This is a genomic window from Nannocystis pusilla, assembly GCF_020073745.1.
Lineage (GTDB): Bacteria > Myxococcota_A > Polyangia > Nannocystales > Nannocystaceae > Nannocystis > Nannocystis radixulma.
The window spans coordinates 1,074,971-1,093,034 of record NZ_JAIRAU010000001.1; the positions used below are offsets into that span (position 1 = coordinate 1,074,971).

General features: G+C 73.1%; 10 protein-coding genes. 3 read left to right on the forward strand and 7 right to left on the reverse strand.

Translation table 11 applies throughout. The annotated features are described in order from the left end of the window. Positions 1-4: 4 nt before the first annotated feature. From K7C98_RS04250 to eno, 5 genes are all read right to left on the reverse strand, one after another. Positions 5-1,534, reverse strand: a complete 1,530-nt coding sequence (locus K7C98_RS04250) for a hypothetical protein (protein ID WP_224190207.1) — start codon at positions 1,532-1,534, stop codon at positions 5-7. Further along, positions 1,531-3,150 (reverse strand): hypothetical protein, encoded by a 1,620-nt coding sequence (locus K7C98_RS04255; protein WP_224190208.1) that lies wholly within the window; start codon positions 3,148-3,150, stop codon positions 1,531-1,533. The genes K7C98_RS04250 and K7C98_RS04255 overlap by 4 nt, the downstream gene beginning before the upstream one ends. A 458-nt stretch (positions 3,151-3,608) precedes the next feature. Further along, on the reverse strand, positions 3,609-4,418 hold the full coding sequence (locus K7C98_RS04260; RefSeq protein ID WP_224190209.1) for a substrate-binding domain-containing protein: 810 nt from the start codon (positions 4,416-4,418) through the stop codon (positions 3,609-3,611). A 212-nt stretch (positions 4,419-4,630) separates the two neighbouring features. Continuing rightward, a complete protein-coding gene (locus K7C98_RS04265; protein WP_224190210.1) occupies positions 4,631-5,389 on the reverse strand; it encodes an MYXO-CTERM sorting domain-containing protein in 759 nt (252 codons plus the stop codon). Between the two features lie 305 nt (positions 5,390-5,694). Then, positions 5,695-6,984: a phosphopyruvate hydratase gene (eno, locus tag K7C98_RS04270; RefSeq protein WP_224190211.1), complete on the reverse strand. Its 1,290-nt coding sequence runs from the start codon at positions 6,982-6,984 to the stop codon at positions 5,695-5,697. Positions 6,985-7,473: 489 nt separating this feature from the next. Between eno and K7C98_RS04275 the strand changes: the two genes are divergently transcribed. The 3 genes from K7C98_RS04275 (at position 7,474) to K7C98_RS44600 (ending at position 11,661) form a co-directional block, all read left to right on the forward strand. Beyond that, positions 7,474-9,054, forward strand: coding sequence for a cellulase family glycosylhydrolase (locus tag K7C98_RS04275; RefSeq protein WP_224190212.1), 1,581 nt, complete (start codon positions 7,474-7,476; stop codon positions 9,052-9,054). A gap of 241 nt (positions 9,055-9,295) precedes the next feature. Beyond that, positions 9,296-10,465 carry an adenylate/guanylate cyclase domain-containing protein gene (locus tag K7C98_RS04280; RefSeq protein ID WP_224190213.1) on the forward strand — a complete coding sequence of 390 codons (1,170 nt, stop codon included), beginning with the start codon at positions 9,296-9,298 and terminating at the stop codon, positions 10,463-10,465. Further along, the gene (locus K7C98_RS44600; RefSeq protein WP_224190214.1) at positions 10,462-11,661 is read left to right on the forward strand and encodes an adenylate/guanylate cyclase domain-containing protein; all 1,200 of its coding nucleotides are present in this window, start codon (positions 10,462-10,464) and stop codon (positions 11,659-11,661) included. The genes K7C98_RS04280 and K7C98_RS44600 overlap by 4 nt, the downstream gene beginning before the upstream one ends. A 234-nt stretch (positions 11,662-11,895) precedes the next feature. Here K7C98_RS44600 and K7C98_RS04290 read toward each other — a convergent pair whose 3' ends face one another. Both K7C98_RS04290 and K7C98_RS04295 read right to left on the reverse strand, forming a co-directional pair. Then, the gene (locus tag K7C98_RS04290; protein ID WP_224190215.1) at positions 11,896-14,313 is read right to left on the reverse strand and encodes a DUF4215 domain-containing protein; all 2,418 of its coding nucleotides are present in this window, start codon (positions 14,311-14,313) and stop codon (positions 11,896-11,898) included. 135 nt (positions 14,314-14,448) lie between these two features. Continuing rightward, the gene (locus tag K7C98_RS04295) at positions 14,449-17,871 is read right to left on the reverse strand and encodes a VIT domain-containing protein (protein ID WP_224190216.1); all 3,423 of its coding nucleotides are present in this window, start codon (positions 17,869-17,871) and stop codon (positions 14,449-14,451) included. Positions 17,872-18,064 lie beyond the last annotated feature (193 nt).

Consider the following 18,064-nt stretch of genomic DNA (forward strand, 5'->3'; position numbering starts at 1 on the left):
GGGCTCACTCGGGCGGCGGCTCGAACTGGATGCCCTTGCTGTGGGCGGCGATGATGCCCTTGAGGTCGGCCTCGCTGCCGACGGCGACCCAGGCCCAGCCGGGCTCGCTCTTCTCGAGGTCGAGCCAGCGCGTGATGAAGGCGGCGGCCTCGTCGGGGGTGGCGGCGAGCATGGTCTCGGCGTCGCGGGTGAGGGCGGCGACGATCTCGCCGTCGGCGGTGGAGATGTCGAGGGCCTCGCTCCACAGCGCGGTCCAGTCCTCGCCGCCGACGCTGGCGGCGACCATGCGCGCGCCGAGCCACAGCTGCGCGGCGCCGTGGAGGTCCTGGGCCAGCGGGCGCTCGCGCAGGTAGTCGCGGATGACGGTGAGCTCGCGGCGCAGGCGGCGGCTCAGCGGGTCGGCCTCGGCGGGGTCGGCGGGGGTCTCGGCGGCCTCGACCTCCTCGAGCGGGTCGGCGGCCGGCTTGCCGCGGCCGGCGGCGCCGAGGGGGACGTGGATCGTGAACAGGCCGACGGTGCCGGTGATGCTGAGGCGAATGTCGAGCTCGGCCTGGAGGTGGCGCTGGACCAGGCGGGCGAGGCTGCGGTCGCGCACGGTGGGCAGGGCGAGCGAGCGGCCGAGGACGAGCAGGCTGCGGTTCTTGGCCGGAGGGTCGATGCGCTCGAGCGGGGCGAGCGGGGGCCGCTTGAGGTGGTGATTCGGCGGCGGGGCGGGGCGCGGGCCCTGGCGCAGGCGCACGAGCGCCTCGGCCGAGGGCTCGCCGGCGGCGATGAGCTTGACGCGCTGGCGCCAGCGGGCGGCGAGGTCGCCGAGAGCGTCCTCGTGCTCGGCGAGCGGGTCGCCGGCGTGGACGACGAGGAGGGCGCTGCGCGGATCGGTGAGGGCCTCCCAGGCGTCGCGCAGGGCGGTCTCGGAGGCCTCCTGCACGGCGCCGGCGGTGATGAACTCGGCGCCGGGGGCGGTGCCGAGGAGGCGCGCGGTGAGGGTGCCGAGCGCGAGGGCCTCGGCGTCGGGCGGGCGCAGCTCGCCGGCGACCTGCTTGCGGGCGCGCGCGAGCGGACCGTCGAGGCCGGGGGCGGAGAAGATGTCGCCGAGGCCGGCGAGGACGGCCGGCAGCTCGGCGTCGACGCCGTGGATGGCGATCTCGTGGCGGCCGGCGCGGGGGGTCAACTCGACGCGGATGGCCAGGCGGGCGGCCAGGGCCTCGAGCTCGAGGGCGACGCTGCGCGCGGCGATCAGCGCGGGGGCGCCCTGCAGCGCGGGCTTGAGGTCACCTGTCGGAAAGACCAGGCGCAGGTGGACGGCGGGGGTGGCGTCCTCGCGCAGCCAGTGGACGAGCAGGCCGTCGGACAGGACGACCCGCTCGGGCGCGGGCCACGGCGGGGTGAGGGCGCCGAGCGCCTCGGTCAGCGCGGGCGGCGGGGCGTCGTCGAAGATCTCGACCTTGACGGTGTCCTTGCGCTTGCAACCTGGCCCGAAGGACAGGAGAGACAGGGCGCACAGCAGGGCGGTGCTCGGCAGACGTCGCGTCACGGCTTGGGCTCCGCGGGGCCGATGAGGAGGGCTTCCTCGACGGTGAGGGTGAGGGCGGGCCGGCCGCCGAGGCTGGCGAGGCCGAGGAGCTCGTCGCGGCGGCGGGTGACGGGGCTGTCCGGAGGGACAGGTCCCGGCAGCTGCGCGGGCGAGGCGGCGAGCAGGCGGGCGAGGCCGAGCGGGGTGCGACCGTAGAGGCGGATGGCCTGGGCCATGAACTGGGCCTGGGACGCGAGCAGGCCCTGGTCGGGGCCGCCGAGGCGGGCCAGGCGGGCGCGCACGAAGGCGACCGGGTCGTCGGCGCCGATCGGGCGCAGGACCAGAGCGGCGCGGCGCGGGTCGGGGTCGAAGTCGCAGCCGATCCGCGACTTGCGCGGCTCGTCGGCGGCGGGCTTCTGGCGGTTGAGCGCGCGGCAGATCGCGCCGGCCCAGGCGGAGGCGGCCGCGGTCGGCGGGACCGGCCAGGCGAACAGCGGCGGCTTGCCGGCGGTGGCCGGGGGCGGCGCGGCGGCCGGGGCGGGGGTCGGCAGGGTGGTGGGCCCTGCGGCCGGAGTGGCGGCCGGCTTGCCGGCCTCGGCGGGCGCGAGGGCGAGGAAGGTGTGAGCGGGGTCGCCGGGCGCGAGGAAATTGGAGGGGGAGGAAGGCGGGATGAAGCCGAGGAGGTTGCCGGTCGCGGCGGCGCTGCCCGCGGACCCGGCGGGAGTGCGCGGGGCGAGGCCGAGGAGGTTGCCGGTCGCGGCTGCGGGAGCGAGGGCGGAAGGACCGGGGGTCGTGCCGACGGCGGGTTCGACCGGAGCGCGCGGGGGCGGCGGCGGGCGGTTCGGCAGGGCGCGGGCGGCCGGCGGCAAGTCGCGAAAGTGGTTCCGGACCTGGTCGAGGATGGTGGCGGCCGGCTCGGGCGCGACGACGATCAAGGTGGCGCGGGCGTAGTTGAACTTGCTGGCGAGGGCGGCCGCGAGGGCGGCCGGGGTGATCTCGGCGAGCGAGCGGTCGACGGCGCGGCCGTCGTGGGCGAGGCCGGGTGCGCCGTGGAGCGCGGCGAGGTCGCGCGGGCGCAAGCCAGGCGGGCTGCGCACGTCGGCGGCGGCCCAGCCGAGGCTGATGTCCCAGCGGCGGGTGTCGACGGTGGGGAAGCGAAGGCGCTGCGACTCGGCGAACAGGACCTCGTCGAGGCGAGTGACCGGGACGAGTGATTCGAACCGGACCTGACCTGGCCCTGTGGACAGGAGGTGGACGCCGCCGGCGTCCTGCGCGGCAGAGATGGCCTCGCCCGGACGCAGCTCGCGGTTGCCCTGGTGGAGGTGGTAGGCGAGGGCGTGGACGAGGCCCGGATGCTCGGGCGGGTCGTCCTCGCTGCCGGTCTCGACGGCGAGGACGACGGCAGCGACAGGGAGGCTGAGATCCTGGGCCGCGAGCACGCGCAGGCCGCAAGGCAGCACGAGGTCGAGGACGGTGTCGGCGCTCGGCGCGGGGCTGTCCGCAGGGACAGGTTCGGGGGGCGGCGCGGCGGGCGGCGCGGGACTCTCGGGCGCGGCGTGGACCGCAGACCCGCCGACGACCTGTCCGACGAGGACGAGCGCCGCGCCGAGAGCGCGGAGACGGCGGGGGGCGAGCATGCTGAAGAGGTGGTATCCGCTGGCGCCGAGGAGGGCAAGGATCTGTCAGCGCAGGCGGGTTGCGCGCAGGTCCGCGGCCTCGTGCGACCAGACGACGCGCAGGCCGCCGAAACTCCATTTTAAGATTTTAAGGAGAGAACGAAAGAGTTGGGGGAGATCGGCGGTGCCCGGATGGTTCGGGCGGGCTCGAGCAGTCGATGCCAGGGGCCGGCTGGCGCGCCACCTGCTCGACCGGGGCCGGCTGCAGGGAGGGGAACGCGCGCGTGCGCCCCGGCCTCCGCGAGTCGGTTCGTGCGAGGGGATCGGTGGGGCGATCGTTCAGGGTGTAACGAAGGACATGTCCGAATGGACATGTAAAACGGCTCACTCGTGGCGAGGGCTCATCGCTACGGCCTGTGATTCCGGGGTCTTCGCGCGCCGTCGAGAGGATGTCTCAAGGGACATGTGCGGGCGGTGGGTCAGTCGACCGGGGTGAAGAGCGGCTCGCCGACGGTTTCGACGCCGAAGCCGCCGATCAGGCGGCGGCCGGTGGGAGAGCGGAGAAACTCGACGAAGGCGCGGGCGCCGACGACGTCGGTGCCGAGCTCCGGGGCGGGCTCGAGCGCGGCGTAGACGTTGTCGAGGTCGTCGCCGCCCTGAAAGAGGATGGCGAGGCCGAGCTCGCGGCCGCGGGTGAGGAAGGTGGCGCGGTCGCTGAGGGTGAAGGCGCGCTCGCGGGCGGCGAGCTCCAAAGCCTCGGCCATGCCGCCATGAAACGGGAGCGAAAAGGCGCTGTCGCGCGGGACCCCGGCGGCGGCCCACAGCTGCAGCTCGCGCTGGTGCGTGCCCGAGCCGTCGTCGCGCGAGACGAAGCGGCGACCCGAGCCGGCGGCGGCCCGCAAGGCCTCGCGGACGTCGCCGGCGCCGCTGACGATGCCGGCGAACTCGACGGGACCGACGAGCACGTAGGCGTTGCGCATGACCGGCGTGCGCGCAGCGATCCGCCCGCCGGCCAGCGCCGCGGCCTCCTCGACCGGGCTGTGCGTGATGGCGACGTCGGCCTGACCGGTGCGCAGCAGCTCGATGGCTCGCCCCGAACCAACCGCGCTGACCTCGACGGTGCGGTCGTGCTCGCCGGTGAAGATCGGCACGAGGACGCCGAGGAGGCCGCTGTCCTGCAAGCTGGTGGTGGTGGCGAGCCGCAGCGGCCGGCCGCGCTCGCCGCCGCCGCAGGCCGCCAGGACGGCGAGCAGCAGGATGAGGCAGCCGAAGGCCCGACGCGCGCGCATGACCCGAGCATGACCACACGCGGGGCGACCGACAAGCGGGGCGGCGGGCGCGGCGATGCGGGGTGAAACACGGGGCTTCGGCGCGGGTCCGGGCGCAGTTGTGACGCGAGACATGTCTCTTGGCTCAGGTGCGAAAGCGGGGCTCGTTGGGCGTCGGAGCGGGATGTCCTCTGGGACATGTGACTCGGCCTGACACTCTTCGCGGCAGGCGGTCAGCGACCTCGCCGCCGGCGCCGCAGCGACCACGCGCCGACGAGCAGCCACACCGCCGACCACCCCGATCCGCCGCTCGAGCAGGCGCAGCCCTGCTCGAGCGTCTCGTTCCGGCCGAGCTCGCGGCACGCGCGCGCGGCTTCGGCCTCGTTGCCTGCCAGGTCGAAGGTCCGCACGGTGACGCACACCTCCGAGCCCGCGTCCTCCTCGCGCCGCAGCAGCGCCAGCGCGAGGTCGGCTGCGCCGTCGGCCGCCACGTGGCGGCTCGTCGTCGGCTCGTCGCCGTCCTTCGGCCCCACGGTCACGTGATAGATGAGCGGCGCCTCGGCGGCCTGGCCGTCGACGACGAACGACCACTCGCGCGCAGGCTCCGTTCTGCTGCTGTCGCACGCGCCCGGCATGACGTCTTCGATCACGTAGTCGAAGTCGTGAAGCAGCGGCGCCGCGGGGGCCTTCTCGTCGCGGACGCCGGCCGTGAACGAGACGTCGACCTTGCCGTACACGTCGTCCCCGGCCTCCTCGCAGCTCGCATAGCCGGGGCAGCCCTCGAGCTGAACCACCGCCCCGACGCTCGGCTCCGGCTCGATGCGGAAGGCCAGGCCCGGCGGGCCGTCCGGGACCGCGACGAGCGTCGCCGGCTCGCCGTCGACGCGCACGTGAATGCTCTCGGGATCTCCGCCGCAATTCTTCGCGGTCGACATCCACACGAGCGCGTTCGCCGGCGCGACGTCGCCGGCGAGCGGCGCATCGATCGTCACGCCCGGCGAGCAGCTACAGGCGCTCGATCGTTGCGGCGTCGCCCATGCGGCCACGCCGGCCGTGGTGATGGCGATGAGGGGCGCGATACGAGAGAGGGAACTCCGTGGTCTCACGTCGGGGTCGCCGCGTGCACAGGCCGTGCCGCGTCGTGATCTCATGCGCTTGCGACGGCTGATGCCGACACGATTGCCCTTCCTCGGACACGCCGGTCACGCTCGTGGCACCGCGTGCCCTGAGGACGCAATTGGAAGGACCGCCGCGCGAGCGCTGCTCGGGCGGCGGTCTTCGAGGGGGAGCGGGGGCGTCAGCGGCGGCCGAACAGCGCGGGGCCGGGGTAGCGGGCGGCCTCGCCGAGCTGCTCCTCGATGCGGAGCAGCTGGTTGTACTTCTCGACGCGGTCGGAGCGCGAGGCGGAGCCGGTCTTGATCTGGCCGGCGGAGGTGGCGACGGCGAGGTCGGCGATGAAGGTGTCGCCGGTCTCGCCGCTGCGGTGAGAGATGACGGCGCGGTAGCGGTTGTGCTGGGCCAGGCGGACGGCCTGCAGGGTCTCGCTGAGGGTGCCGATCTGGTTGACCTTGACGAGGATGCTGTTGGCGACGCGGTCGTCGATGCCGCGCTGCAGGCGGACGGGGTTGGTGACGAACAGGTCGTCGCCGACGAGCTGCAGCTTGTCGCCGAGGCGCTCGGTGAGCAGGCGCCAGCCGGTCCAGTCGTCCTCGGCCATGCCGTCCTCGATCGAGACCAGCGGGTACTTGCCGGCGAGCTCGGCGTAGAGGCCGACGAGCGCGGCGGCGTCGAGCTCGCGGCCGCCCTCGCCGCTGAGCACGTAGACGCCCTTCTTCTTGTCGTAGAACTCGGAGGCGGCGACGTCGAGCGCGAGGCTGACCTGCTCGCCGGGCTTGTAGCCGGCGGTCTCGATCGCCTGCACGAGCACCGCCAGCGCCTCGCCGTTGCTCGCCATGTCGGGCGCGAAGCCCCCCTCGTCGCCGACCGCGGTGACCTTCTTCTGCGAGCGCAGGATCTTCTTGAGGTTGTGGAAGATCTCCACCCCGGCCCGCAGCGCCTCGCCGAAGGTGGCGAAGCCGTGCGGCACCAACATCGTCTCCTGGAAGTCGAGGTTGTTGTCGGCGTGCGCGCCGCCGTTGATCACGTTCATCAGCGGGACCGGCAGCACGTCGGCGAGCGGGCCGCCGAGGTAGCGGTAGAGCGGCAGCTCGGCGTCGAGGCTGGCCGCGCGGGCGACCGCGAGCGAGACGCCGAGCACGGCGTTGGCCCCGAGCTTCGACTTGTTGGGGGTGCCGTCGGCGGCGAGCAGGGCCTGGTCGACGGCGAGCTGGTCGAAGGCGTCGAAGCCGGTGACGGCGTCGGCGAGCGGGCCGTTGACGTGCTCGACGGCCTGCCGCACGCCCTTGCCGAGGTAGCGCCCGGCGTCGCCGTCGCGCAGCTCGTGGGCCTCGTGCTCGCCGGTGCTGGCACCCGAGGGGACGGCGAAGCGACCGAGGTTGCCGCGGTCGGTGACGACCTCGACCTCGATCGTGGGGTTGCCGCGCGAGTCGAGGATCTCCCGCCCATGGACGCTGAGGATGACGCTCATGGGCGGGGAAGGTAGCGCGCCGGCGCGGCCGCAAGCCAGAGGCGATCGACGCGGCGAACGAGCGCCGGGGCTGAACGAATTCGCAGACGCGGGCGACGGGGCGGGGGAATCGTCGCCGCCGCGCGGGTGCTCACTCGTGGCACCGTCGAGATCGCCCGCGCTCGAGCGCCCGGGCGCGGACCGGGCAGCCGGCAGGCGAGCGGGCTCTGGTGCCGGCAGGTCGCTGCGTCCTGGTGAGGCCGGCCGAGAGAGGTTCGTGCGTGCGAGACGGCGCGAGCCAGCGAGGGCGCGTGGGCCTGGGCCCGGGCCGGCGCGGGGCCAGGAGACGGGCGGCGGCGAGACTTTCGGGCATGTCCCGAGAGTCATGTGATTGGGATCGTGGCGGCGGTCGAAGGTCGTCGGGAACTTCACGCGGACCGCTCGGGGAATCGCGGCCACGCCTGCGTCGGCTGCGTGGACGGGCGGCGTGCAAACGGCCTACCATGCGGCATGCGCAGAGCGCTGGTGTTGTGGGCGGCGGTGATCGGTTGCGGCGGAGATCCGCCGGCGAGCTCCTCGGCGACGGAGACGACGACGGGGAGCGCGACGACGGACACGCCGACGGGGACGACAGCGACGGGGACGACGGCGACGCCGACGACCGGGGAGACGCTGGCGCCGGGCGAGTGCGCGAGCCCGATCGAACCTGTCCTCTTGACCAGCGCGCGCGTGTCGCTGGACGCGGCCGGGCGGATGCACGACGAGCTCGGACGCGACGTGCTGCTGCGCGGGGTCAACACGGGCGGGCGCTCGAAGTGGGCGCCGTTCGTGCCGTTCCCGATCGACGCGGACATCGAGCAGGCGGCCTTCGCAGCGGCGGCAGAGCAGTTCTTCGCCCGCCTGCCGCCGTGGGGGATCAACGTGGTGCGGCTGCTGTTCTCGTGGGAGGCGCTCGAGCCGGCGCCGGGGCAGTACGACGCGCGCTACCTCGACCGCTACGCGGCGATGGTCGACGCGGCGTGGTCGCACGGGCTGCGGGTGGTCGTGGACTTCCACCAGGACATCTACACCTCGACGTACTGCGGCGACGGGTTCCCGCCGTGGACGCTGCCGCAGGACCCGCCGCCGCAGCAGCACGCGTGCCCCGACGCCGACTGGGGGCTCAAGTACGTGTTCGACGGCGAGGTGCAGGCGGCGTTCGACCGCTTCTGGGCCGACGAGGACGGGCTGCAGGCGCAGTTCCTCGCCATGTGGGGACAGATGATCGCGCGCGTGGGCGACCACCCGGGGGTGGTGGGGCTCGAGATCCTCAACGAGCCCGGCTCGGGCTCCGCGACCGACATCGCGGCCTGGAAGCAAGACACGCTGAACCCGTTCCACTCGACGGTGATCGCGGCGCTGCGCGAGCAAGCCGGCGAGGAGCTGCTGATCCTGTTCGACAACCCGGGGGTCGACGCGGTCGGTCTGCAGCCCGTGGAGCACGTGCGGCCGGAGGGCCAGGGGATCGTGTACGCCGCGCACATGTACGACGCGGGGCTGGTCAAGGGCATGCCGTCGATCGGGATGATGCCGGAGCCGTACCTCGACCAGGTGGCCGACTTCGCCGCAGAAGAGGGGCTCGGGGTGCTGATCGGCGAGTACGGCGTCGTCGCCGGCACGGCCGGCGGGCCCGAGTGGCTGCGGCGCGCGCTCGACCACATGGACGCGCGCCGGTTGTCGTCCACGCTGTGGGAGTGCTCGCAGAACGAGGTCCTGTGGAACGAGGAGGACCTGTCGGTGCTGGCGGCCGACGGCAGCGAACGCGCGGAGCTCGACGTGTTCGTGCGCCCGTACCTGCGCGCGGTCGCGGGGACGGACAGCGCGTTCGCGTGGACCGAGCCGACGGCGACGGCCAGCTGGACCGGCGACGGCGGCGTCAGCGAGATCGCCCTGCCGCCGCGCCGGTTCGCCGACGCGGCGCTCGACATCGAACTGACGACGCTGGCCGGGCCGGAGGGCGCGTGCTGGACCCTCGACCCGAGCCGCGGCGAGCTGCGCGTCCAGGCCCCGGCCGGGGCCCAGGTCGAGGTGCGCGTGACGGTCGACGGGTGAGCCGCGGCGCCGCGGCAGACGAATGTCCGCGTGTCCTTCAGGGCATGTCCCGAGAGATAGATCGTGATCGCCGCCGGGGGCCGTCGCCCCGCGCGCGCGGCTCGCTTTCGCGCCGCGGCGGCGAGCCGCCCGGCAGGACGCCTGCGGGGGTTTCCGGTAAGGTGCCATGGCGGTGACGAACGGGGTCCTGGGGGTGCGAGCGGCGCTGTCGCGGGCCATCCGAGTCGGTGTCCGTTCGGACATGTCCCGAGAGGACGGTCGGCGGATCCGCCTGCAGAACGGGCTGGCCCTGGTCGGCGTCGTGATGAGCTGCGCCGGCCACTTCGGCACCGGGAGGCCGCTCGACCCCGAGCTGCTGGTCCACCTGGGGGTCACGGTCGGCGGGCTCTTGGCCGTGTTCGCCCTCCACGCCGGCGGCCGCCCGCGCGAGGCGGCGCTGGCGTTCCACGGGACGATCCTGACGTCGATCCTGATGGGCTCGTGGACGCTCGGGCTCGACTACGGCAACTTCTTCCTGCTCGTCCTGTGCGCGGCGACGCCGTTCCTGCTGTTCCCCAGCCGCGAGCAGACGGCGGCGCTGGGCACGGCGCTGGCGGCGTCGATCTGCCTGATCGTGGTGGTCTACGGCTGGGACCTCGACGGCGACCTGGCCCGCCGCGTGGCGGTGTACGGGCACAATCAATACCTGCACCAGGGGATGCTGGCGGCGGTGATCCTGCTGGTCGGCTACGGCTCGCGCTCGTTCAACGCGCTGGCCGAGGCGGACCTCGAGGGCGAGCGCGCCAAGTCGGAGCGGCTGCTCCGCAGCGTGTTCCCCGAGGAGATCGGGCGCCGCCTGCAAGCGGGCGAGCAGGAGATCGCGGAGCGCCACGGCGACGCGTCGGTGCTGTTCTGCCGGGTGATCGGGCTCGACCGGCCGGCCGAGGGCCAGACGCCGGAGGCCTGGCTGGCCCGCCTGCACGCGGTGATCGCCGCGATCGACCGCCGCTGCGCCGAGTTCGGGGCCGAGAAGATCAAGACGACCGGCACGAGCTTCGTCGCCGCGGCCGGGCTGCCGGTCTACCGCCCCGACCACGCCGAGGTGCTGGTGGCGCTGGCGCTGGCGCTGCGCGAGGAGTTCGCGCAGGCCCCGGGGATCGCGGTGCGGATCGGGGTGAACTCCGGGCCGGTGGTCGCAGGGGTGATCGGGCAGGTGCGGCCGACCTACGACCTGTGGGGCGACACGGTCAACACGGCGCAGCGCATGGAGATGCACGGGCAGGCCGGCGAGGTCCACATCTCGCCGCTGACGTTCGCCAAGGTCAACCACCGCTTCGAGTGCAGCGCCCGCGAAGGGGTCGAGATCAAGGGCAAGGGGGCGATGAAGACGTACTTCGTCCGCGGCGCGCGCAAGGCAGGGCCGCGGCCGTGAAGCTCGGGCGGCTGATGCGGCTGGGGCTGGCGCCGCAGGCGGCCCCGCTCGAGAGCCAGCACGTGGTGTTCCTCCGCGGGCTGTGCCTCCTGGCCGGCGGCTTCACGATGATGACGATGCTGCTCTCGCTGAGCTCGGCGACGACCTCGGCGGGCGGACTGGCGTACGCGCTGCTGGCCGGGGTCGTGCCGCCGATCGTGTCGCTGGTGCTGTCGTCGCGGGGCCACCACGCGGTCGCGGCGGTGCTGTTCGTGATCTACACCCTGCTGTCGACCGCGGGGGCGGCGTCGCTGTTCGGGCCGAGCTTCGGGCTGCAGTACTGGTACATGCCGGTGATCGTGCTGACGTTCATGCTGTTCCCGAGCGAGCGCCGGCAGACGGCGCTGGCGGTGGCGGGCCTCAACGCGGCGGCGTTCCTCGGCTTCTCGTTCGCGTCGACGCTGCTGCCGGCGACGGAGATGGCGCCGGGGGACGTGCGCGACAACTTCCACGTCAACATCTCGCTGGTGGCGGTCGCGACGGCGGTGGCGACCTACTACGCGCAGCGGGTGACGGCGCGGACGCGCGACGAGCTGCGGTCGCTGCGGGCCCGCACCGACGCGCTGCTCGGGGCGGTGCTGCCGGCCGAGTTCGTGGCGACGCTGCGCGAGGGCAGCGAGGGGGTCGGGCGCCGCTACCCGCAGGTCAGCGTGGTGGTGTGCGACATCGCCGGCTTCACCCGCCTGGCCGAAGAGGCAGCCGCGGAGGACATCGTCCGCGTGCTCAACGCGACGTTCAGCGCGTTCGATGCGGTGTGCAAGGAGCGCGGCGCGGACAAGGTGAAGACGGTCGGCGACGCCTACGTGGCGGCGGTCGGCCTGGGCGGCGGGGAGCCCTCGGCGCGCGCGGCCGTCGACCTGGCGCTGCGCATGCGCGCGGCGGTCGAGCGCTCGGAGGCGTGCCAGGCCCGCGGGGTGCGGGTGCGCGTCGGGGTCGGCACCGGCGAGGTGATCGCCGGGGTGGTCGGCACGAACAAGCTGGCCTACGACATGTGGGGCGCGGCGATCGAGGCGGCGTTCGCGATGGAGGAGCGCGCGACGCCGGAGCAAGTGGTCGTCGACGCGGCGACGTGGGCCGAGCTGGCCGCCGAGGAGCGCGCGGCGGTGGTCCGCGGCGAGCCCGAGGGCTACCGCAGCCCGGCCACGGCCAAGGGGTGAGGCGGTCGGGGCGAGTGTCGGAATGGTCATGGTCATTAGGACATGACCAATGAGTTATGTTCATGAGAGCATGACCATCGAGACATGTCAGGAATGACCTGGCGCGGAGCCGGGCGCTCGGCCTCGGCCGAGACATGCCAGAGAAAGACCCGCCGCGGAGCCGGGCGGCTCCGCGGCGGGCGTCGGATGCTCGTCAGGGCGCGACCGTGAGGTCGAGCGCGCCGAAGGGGCGGCTCAGCCGGCCTGGAGCTGGCAGGTGGCGCTGCAGCCGCTGCCCGGCACGCCGTTCTGGGCGCCCTTGTCGCACTGTTCCATCTGGCCGTCGCCGTTGGGCTTCTGGATGACGGTGTCGCCGCAGAAGGTCTTGGCGCAGGTCGGGGTGCACTGGTCGGTGTTGCTCTGGTTGCCGTCGTCGCAGGCTTCCATGCCGTTGTTGCCGTTGGGGCTCTGGGTGACGCCGTCGCCGCAGAAGGTCTTGGCGCACTGCGGGGTGCAGGCGTCGGTGTTGCTCTGGTTGCCGTCGTCGCAGTCCTCGTTGACGTTGTCGCCGTTGGGGGTCTGCTTGATGCTGTCGCCGCAGAACGTCTTCTTGCAGGTGGCGCTGCACGCCTTGTTGTTGCCGTTGTCGGCGCCCTGGTCGCAGGTCTCGTTGAACGGCGCGGCCGGCTGGACGATGCCGTCGCCGCACTTGGCCGCCTTGCACATGTTGCTGCAGGCGTCGTCGTTGACGGCGTTGCCGTCGTCGCAGGCCTCGACGCCGGCCTGGATGTAGCCGTCGCCGCACTTGGCCGGGACGCACATGCTCGTGCACGTGTCGGTGTTGACCTGGTTGCCGTCGTCGCAGAGCTCGCCGGCGCCCGCCTGCAGGAAGCCGTCGCCGCACTTGGCCGCCTTGCAGGTGTTGGTGCAGGCGTCGTTGTTGCTCTGGTTGCCGTCGTCGCACTCCTCGACGCCGATGTGCGTCTTGCCGTCGCCGCAGACGTTCGGCTTGCAGGTCGACAGGCAGGCCTTGCTGTCGCCGTTGTTGACGCCGTTGTCGCAGACCTCGCCGTTGCTCGGCTGGATGAAGCCGTCGCCGCACTTCGGCGGGAGGCAGGCGGTCGTGCACGTGCCGGTGTCGCTGTTGAGCGCGCCGTTGTCGCACATCTCGCCCGGCTGGATGAAGCCGTCGCCGCACTTGGCCATCTTGCACACGTTGGTGCAGCCGTCGTTGTTGTTCTGGTTGCCGTCGTCGCAGGCCTCGCCGGGGCCGACGTGGCCGTCGCCGCAGAACTGCTTGGTGCAGTCCGACTTGCAGGTGCCGGAGTCGGAGTTGTTGGCCCCGTCGTCGCACTCCTCGTGGTTCTGCCAGATCAGGCCGTCGCCGCACGTGGCGGCCGTGCACACGAGGGTGCAGGCGCCGGCGTTGTTGTTGCCCGGGCCGAGGTCGCACTCCTCGTCGATGCTCGGCTGGACGATCGCGTCGCCGCACTTCGGCAGGGCGCAGGCGTCGGTGCAGCCGTCGTCCTGGTTGCCGTTCTTGCCGTCGTCACACTGCTCGGCCGGGTCGACGACGCTGTTGCCGCACTCCTCGAGCTTGCACTGCGAGGTGCAGCCGTCGCCGCCCTGGTTGTTGCCGTCGTCGCACTGCTCGCTCGGGCTCTTGTCGCCGTCGCCGCAGGTGTTCAGCTTGCACTGGGCGTTGCACGACTGGCCCGGGCCGTTGTTGGCCCCGAGGTCGCACTCCTCGGTGCCGCTGCCGGTGTTGTGCACCAGGCCGTCGCCGCAGACCGCCGGCTTGCAGGTGAGCGTGCAGTCGCCGGTGTTCGAGTTGCCCACGCCCTCGTCGCACTGCTCGCCGTTGCTGTTCTGGACGAAGTTGTCGCCGCACTTGGCGGCGGTGCAGTTGTTGGTGCAGGCGTCGTCGTTGCTGGCGTTGCCGTCGTCGCACTGCTCCTGGGCCGAGACCACGCCGTCGCCGCAGGTGGCCAGGGCGCAGCTGTTGGTGCAGGCGTCGGCGTTGTTCTGGTTGCCGTCGTCGCAGCCCTCGCCCGGGCCGACCTTGCCGTCGCCGCAGAAGGCGTTCTTGCAGTCGGACTTGCAGGCGTTCATGTCGCCGTTCTCGGCCCCGTTGTCGCACTGCTCGCCGGGCCCGAGGTAGGTGTCGCCGCAGAAGTTGAGCAGGCAGCCGGGCTTGCACTCGTCGCCGCCGCCGAGGTTCGGCCCGCTGTCACATTCCTCGCCGGGGTCGACGACGCCGTCGCCGCAGCCGCCGCCGCCCTCGCCCGTGGTCGTGTCCTCGGGCGGCATGGTGTCGCTCGAGTTCGACTCGGAGATCCCCATGCCGCTGGTCGTCGGGATGCCCGAGTTCGACTCGGACACCCCCAGGGTGCCCTCGGTCGCCTCGCTCGCCGACATGCTCACGCTGCCGGCGGTCGGCTCCGTCATCCCCACGGTCGAAGTGTCGGTGGCGATACCGGAGTTCGACTCGCTGGCGGAGCTGTTGCTGTTGCCGTTGTCGCCGCAGGCGGTGAGACCCACGGCGGACAGACAGATGGGAGCGACGAGCTTCAACAAGAAATCGCGGGAGCGAAACATACGAGCCTCGGTGGACGAGAAGTGATTCAAAAGCAGGTGGTTCGAAGCGACCATGGCCCCGCGAGGCGGGTCCATGGCAGCAGTGGTAGCGACGCGGCCGATCCGTCTGGATCGTGGAATTAGGCGAACCGTACCCGAGAACGGGCACGGTTTGCGGCGCGAGCAAAAGCGCACGCGCACGCGCCGGGGCGACGCCGGCGCGCGGCGCTCTCAGTAACGCGACGGCGGCGGCGGGGCCGGGGGCGGCGGCGTGTACGGGGCGTAAGGTTGACCCTTGGGGTCGGGGCCCGAGGGCAGGCGCGGAACGACCATCTGGGCCTCCGACAGCGGCCTGTCGACGCGGCCGAGGTCGACGTACGCGCGGTCCTTCATGATGACGAACGGGTGTTCCATGAACGCGAGACCGCCCTTGCCGTCGTGCTGGACGGCCTGCAGCTTGCCCATGCCGTAACCCATGGGGCCGCGGCTGTAGTAGTGGGCCTGGAGGACGTACGGGAAGGCGGCGGCGTTGCCGGGGATCGTGAAGCATTCAGGGCCGTAACCCGTGGTCACGTCGGCGTACAGCCGGCCACCGGTGGGCAGCTGCCGCTGGCTGAAGAAGGCGTGTCCGCCTTTGCCGTCGTAAATGTGGAAATCGACGTCGTTGGCGTCGGTCTCCCAGTTGAGGACGAAGCGGAGCGAGGGGCTGCTGTCCGGGGTGACGCCGGCGGCGGCGATCGCCGACTGCGCAGCCGGGTCGCCGGGCCGGGCCGCGAGCCACGCGGCGGCGATCAGGGCGAGGTCCTCCTCGAGGATCTGCTGCACGCCGGCGAAGCGGCCGCCCGGGTAGCTGCGGCGGGCCCCGGCGAGCGCGGCCGCGAAGGCCTCGGCGTGACGGCCGGCCTTGACCAGCGCGAAGGCGTAGAGCCGGTGACTGGCAGGATGGTCGGGCCGCTGCGTCACGGCTTGCGCGTACGTGTCGATCGCGAGCTGCAAACCGACGTCGCCGAGCGCCTCGAGCCGCTCGCCGGCCATGCGCCGGATGTCGGCGCGCCCGGGGAACAGGTCGATCAGCGAGCCGTAGGCGCGCGCCGCGAGGGCCCGATCGCCGACCGCCTCGGCGGCCTCGCCGAGACCGAGCAGCGCGAGCTCGTCACCGGGATTGCTGTCGCGCCAGGCCCACGCCCTGGCCAACCCTTCGGCGGCGCGGCCGGCGCGAACCTCGACCATGACGTCGGCGAATCGCCCCTCCCACGCATCGGCCTGCTTGGGCTGCTCGTAGGTCGGCTGCGGGCGCGGGTCCCAGTTCGGCGCGACCGGGCCGCGGTGCCCGGGCAGGCCGCGCGAACGCGTGGTCGCGCGCCGTTCGCCGTCGCTGGCGATGGAATCGTCGACCTCGCGCATGGCCCGGGCGTCGGCTTGCTCGTTGGCCACGCGACGCGCCGGCGCCTCCACCGGCGCCGGCGGCGGCGGCGGTGCCGCCATCTCGGGCTCGGCGGCGGCCACGCGGAGTGCCTCGTCGCGCGGGGGCTCGAGCGCGGGAGCATCGGCGCTGTCGGGTACAGGCGCGCCGCCGGGAGCGCCGCCGCCGCCGAGGCTGCCGAGAGCTTCCTCTTCGACCTCGGCGTCGCCGCCGCGACCGCCCTTGGCGCTCAGCGCGTCGGCGGCCTTCGGCGGGGCGAGCGCGGCCGTGGCCGACTTGGCCTCGGGGGCCGGCTCGGCGGCGGCGCGGCCGCTGTCCTTCTTCTGCTTCGCCTTCGCCTTCTCGTCGCCGAAGAACCACCGCAGCGGCCCGTCGTCGTCGACGTCGCGGTTGTGCTCCTCGGGGACGATCGGCTCGGCGACGGCGACGGCGACCGGCTTGTCGGGCAAGCGCGTGCGGTCGACGACGGCGACGCCCTCGGGTCCGACGGTGAGGATCTCCGCCAGCGCGGTGCGGTCGATGCCGAACCGCTGGTAGTCCCAGTCGGTCTCGAGCACGAGCAGGGCGGTGTAGTCGGAGAGCACGCGGTAGCGGGTCGAGAGGTCGATGATCTGCTGCTTGAGATCGGCCTTGGCCCTGGCGTCGCCGGCGGCCTCCTGGCCCATCATCGCGCTCAGGCGATCGATGCTGGCGCGGATCCACGCCCGCTCGAGCAGCGGCCGCTCGCTCGGGGCGAGGCTGACCTCGCGGACGTCGTCGCCGCGCTCGCCGAGCTCGACGCGCATCGACTTGTCGACCGGGAGGTCGGCGAACACCAGGAACTGATCGCCGGGCTGCACGGCGCCGAGCGTCTGCGGCCACACCCACGTGGCCCCGGGGACATGTACTTTGACACCTGCCAGAGTGGCCCGCACCAGGCGCGAGGCGACCAGCGGCGCGGGCAAGCGGGCGTCGACGAGGATGCCGGCGTCCTGCAGGCCGGCGGTGGTGAGCTGGCGCAGGGCGGCCTCGTCGCGCAGGCCGCCGTCGACGACCGCGTCGAGGCGGCGCACGCCGGCGCGGCCGAGCTCCTGCACGGCGGTGCGCAGGACGTCGCGCTCGATGCCGCCGGCGGTGGCGACGCCGTCGCCGACGAGGATGACGCGGTCGTGGACCTTCGACTGGTTGGCGGCCCAGCGCAGCGCGCCGACGACGTCGGAGGCGCCGAGCGCCCCGCGCTTCAAGATCGCGTCCTGGGCGGCGGCGCTGAAGCTGCTGGCCGGGCCGGAGAACACCTGCTCGACGCCCTGGTCGAAGCAGGCGACGGTCAGCGGGAAGTCGACGCCGGCGGCGCCGCGCAGCTCGGCGACCAGGGCGCCGAGGCGCGCGACCTGGCCCTTGAAGTCGAGGGCCCGCGAGGCGCTGGTGTCGAACAACAGGGTGACGCCGGTGACCGGGACCTGCGGCAGCTTGACGTCGGGGGTGATGCGGGCGACGGCGAGGCGGTCGTAGCGGAGGCCGACCTCGGGGGCGCGCCGGCTGGTGGCGAGCTCGAGGTCCCGCTGCGGCATGAAGTTGGTCTCGTGGATCCGGGTCTTCTCGCGGACGCCGCCGCCCTTCGGCACGACGACCTCGACGTCGAGGTCCTGCAGCTGCGGCAGGCCGCGCAGGTAGACGCGGTAGGGCTCGCTGCTCGAGGTCAGCTCCTCGGAGTAACTGACGATGATCTCCTTGACGCCGCGGGCGGGGATCGGGAAGACGCGGGCGCTGAAGCGGTTGCCGGCGCTCTTCTCGAGCAGGGCCGGGTCCTGGCGGCGGTGGAGGAAGTCCTCGTAGGCCTGGCGCGCGGCCTGAAGCTCGACGACCTCGGCCTCCTGCCAGCGTCCGTCGATCAACATCGCGAACCGCGAGATCGCCGAGTTGGGCGGGAGGTTGATCTCGAAGCGACCCTCGATCACGCGGTCGTTCGGGTTCTGGAACGCGAGGTGGAGCTCGGTGAAGGCGAGCGGGTCCTCGACGACGGCGCGGCTCTTGACGCTGAGGAGCTGGAGGCCGGTGCCGTCCTGGGTGGTGAGCGAGAACGGGGCGACGCCGGCGCTCGGCTGCGGATCGGGGGCGCTCCACTCGAGCTTGCACTCGTCGGGGGACTGCGACTGCGTGGTGGTGGTGTCCGAAGCAGGGCCCGAGCGGCCGGTGCAGGCGACGAGGCCGGCGAGGCCGAGGCAGACGACGAGCGGGATGTGACGGCGCATGATCTCTCCGGTTGGGCGAGGGTATCGTTCGCCGGTCTGCAACGCGATCGCCGGCGCCGCGGGTCTTCCCGCGCACGCGCCTCCGATCGGCGTACGGACCGGCGATGAATGGCGTTCTCGCGGCGAGCCGCTCGCTCGCGCCGGACCACGCGGAGCGCTTACAGGGCCTTGCGAGCAGATCGCTCACGCCGGC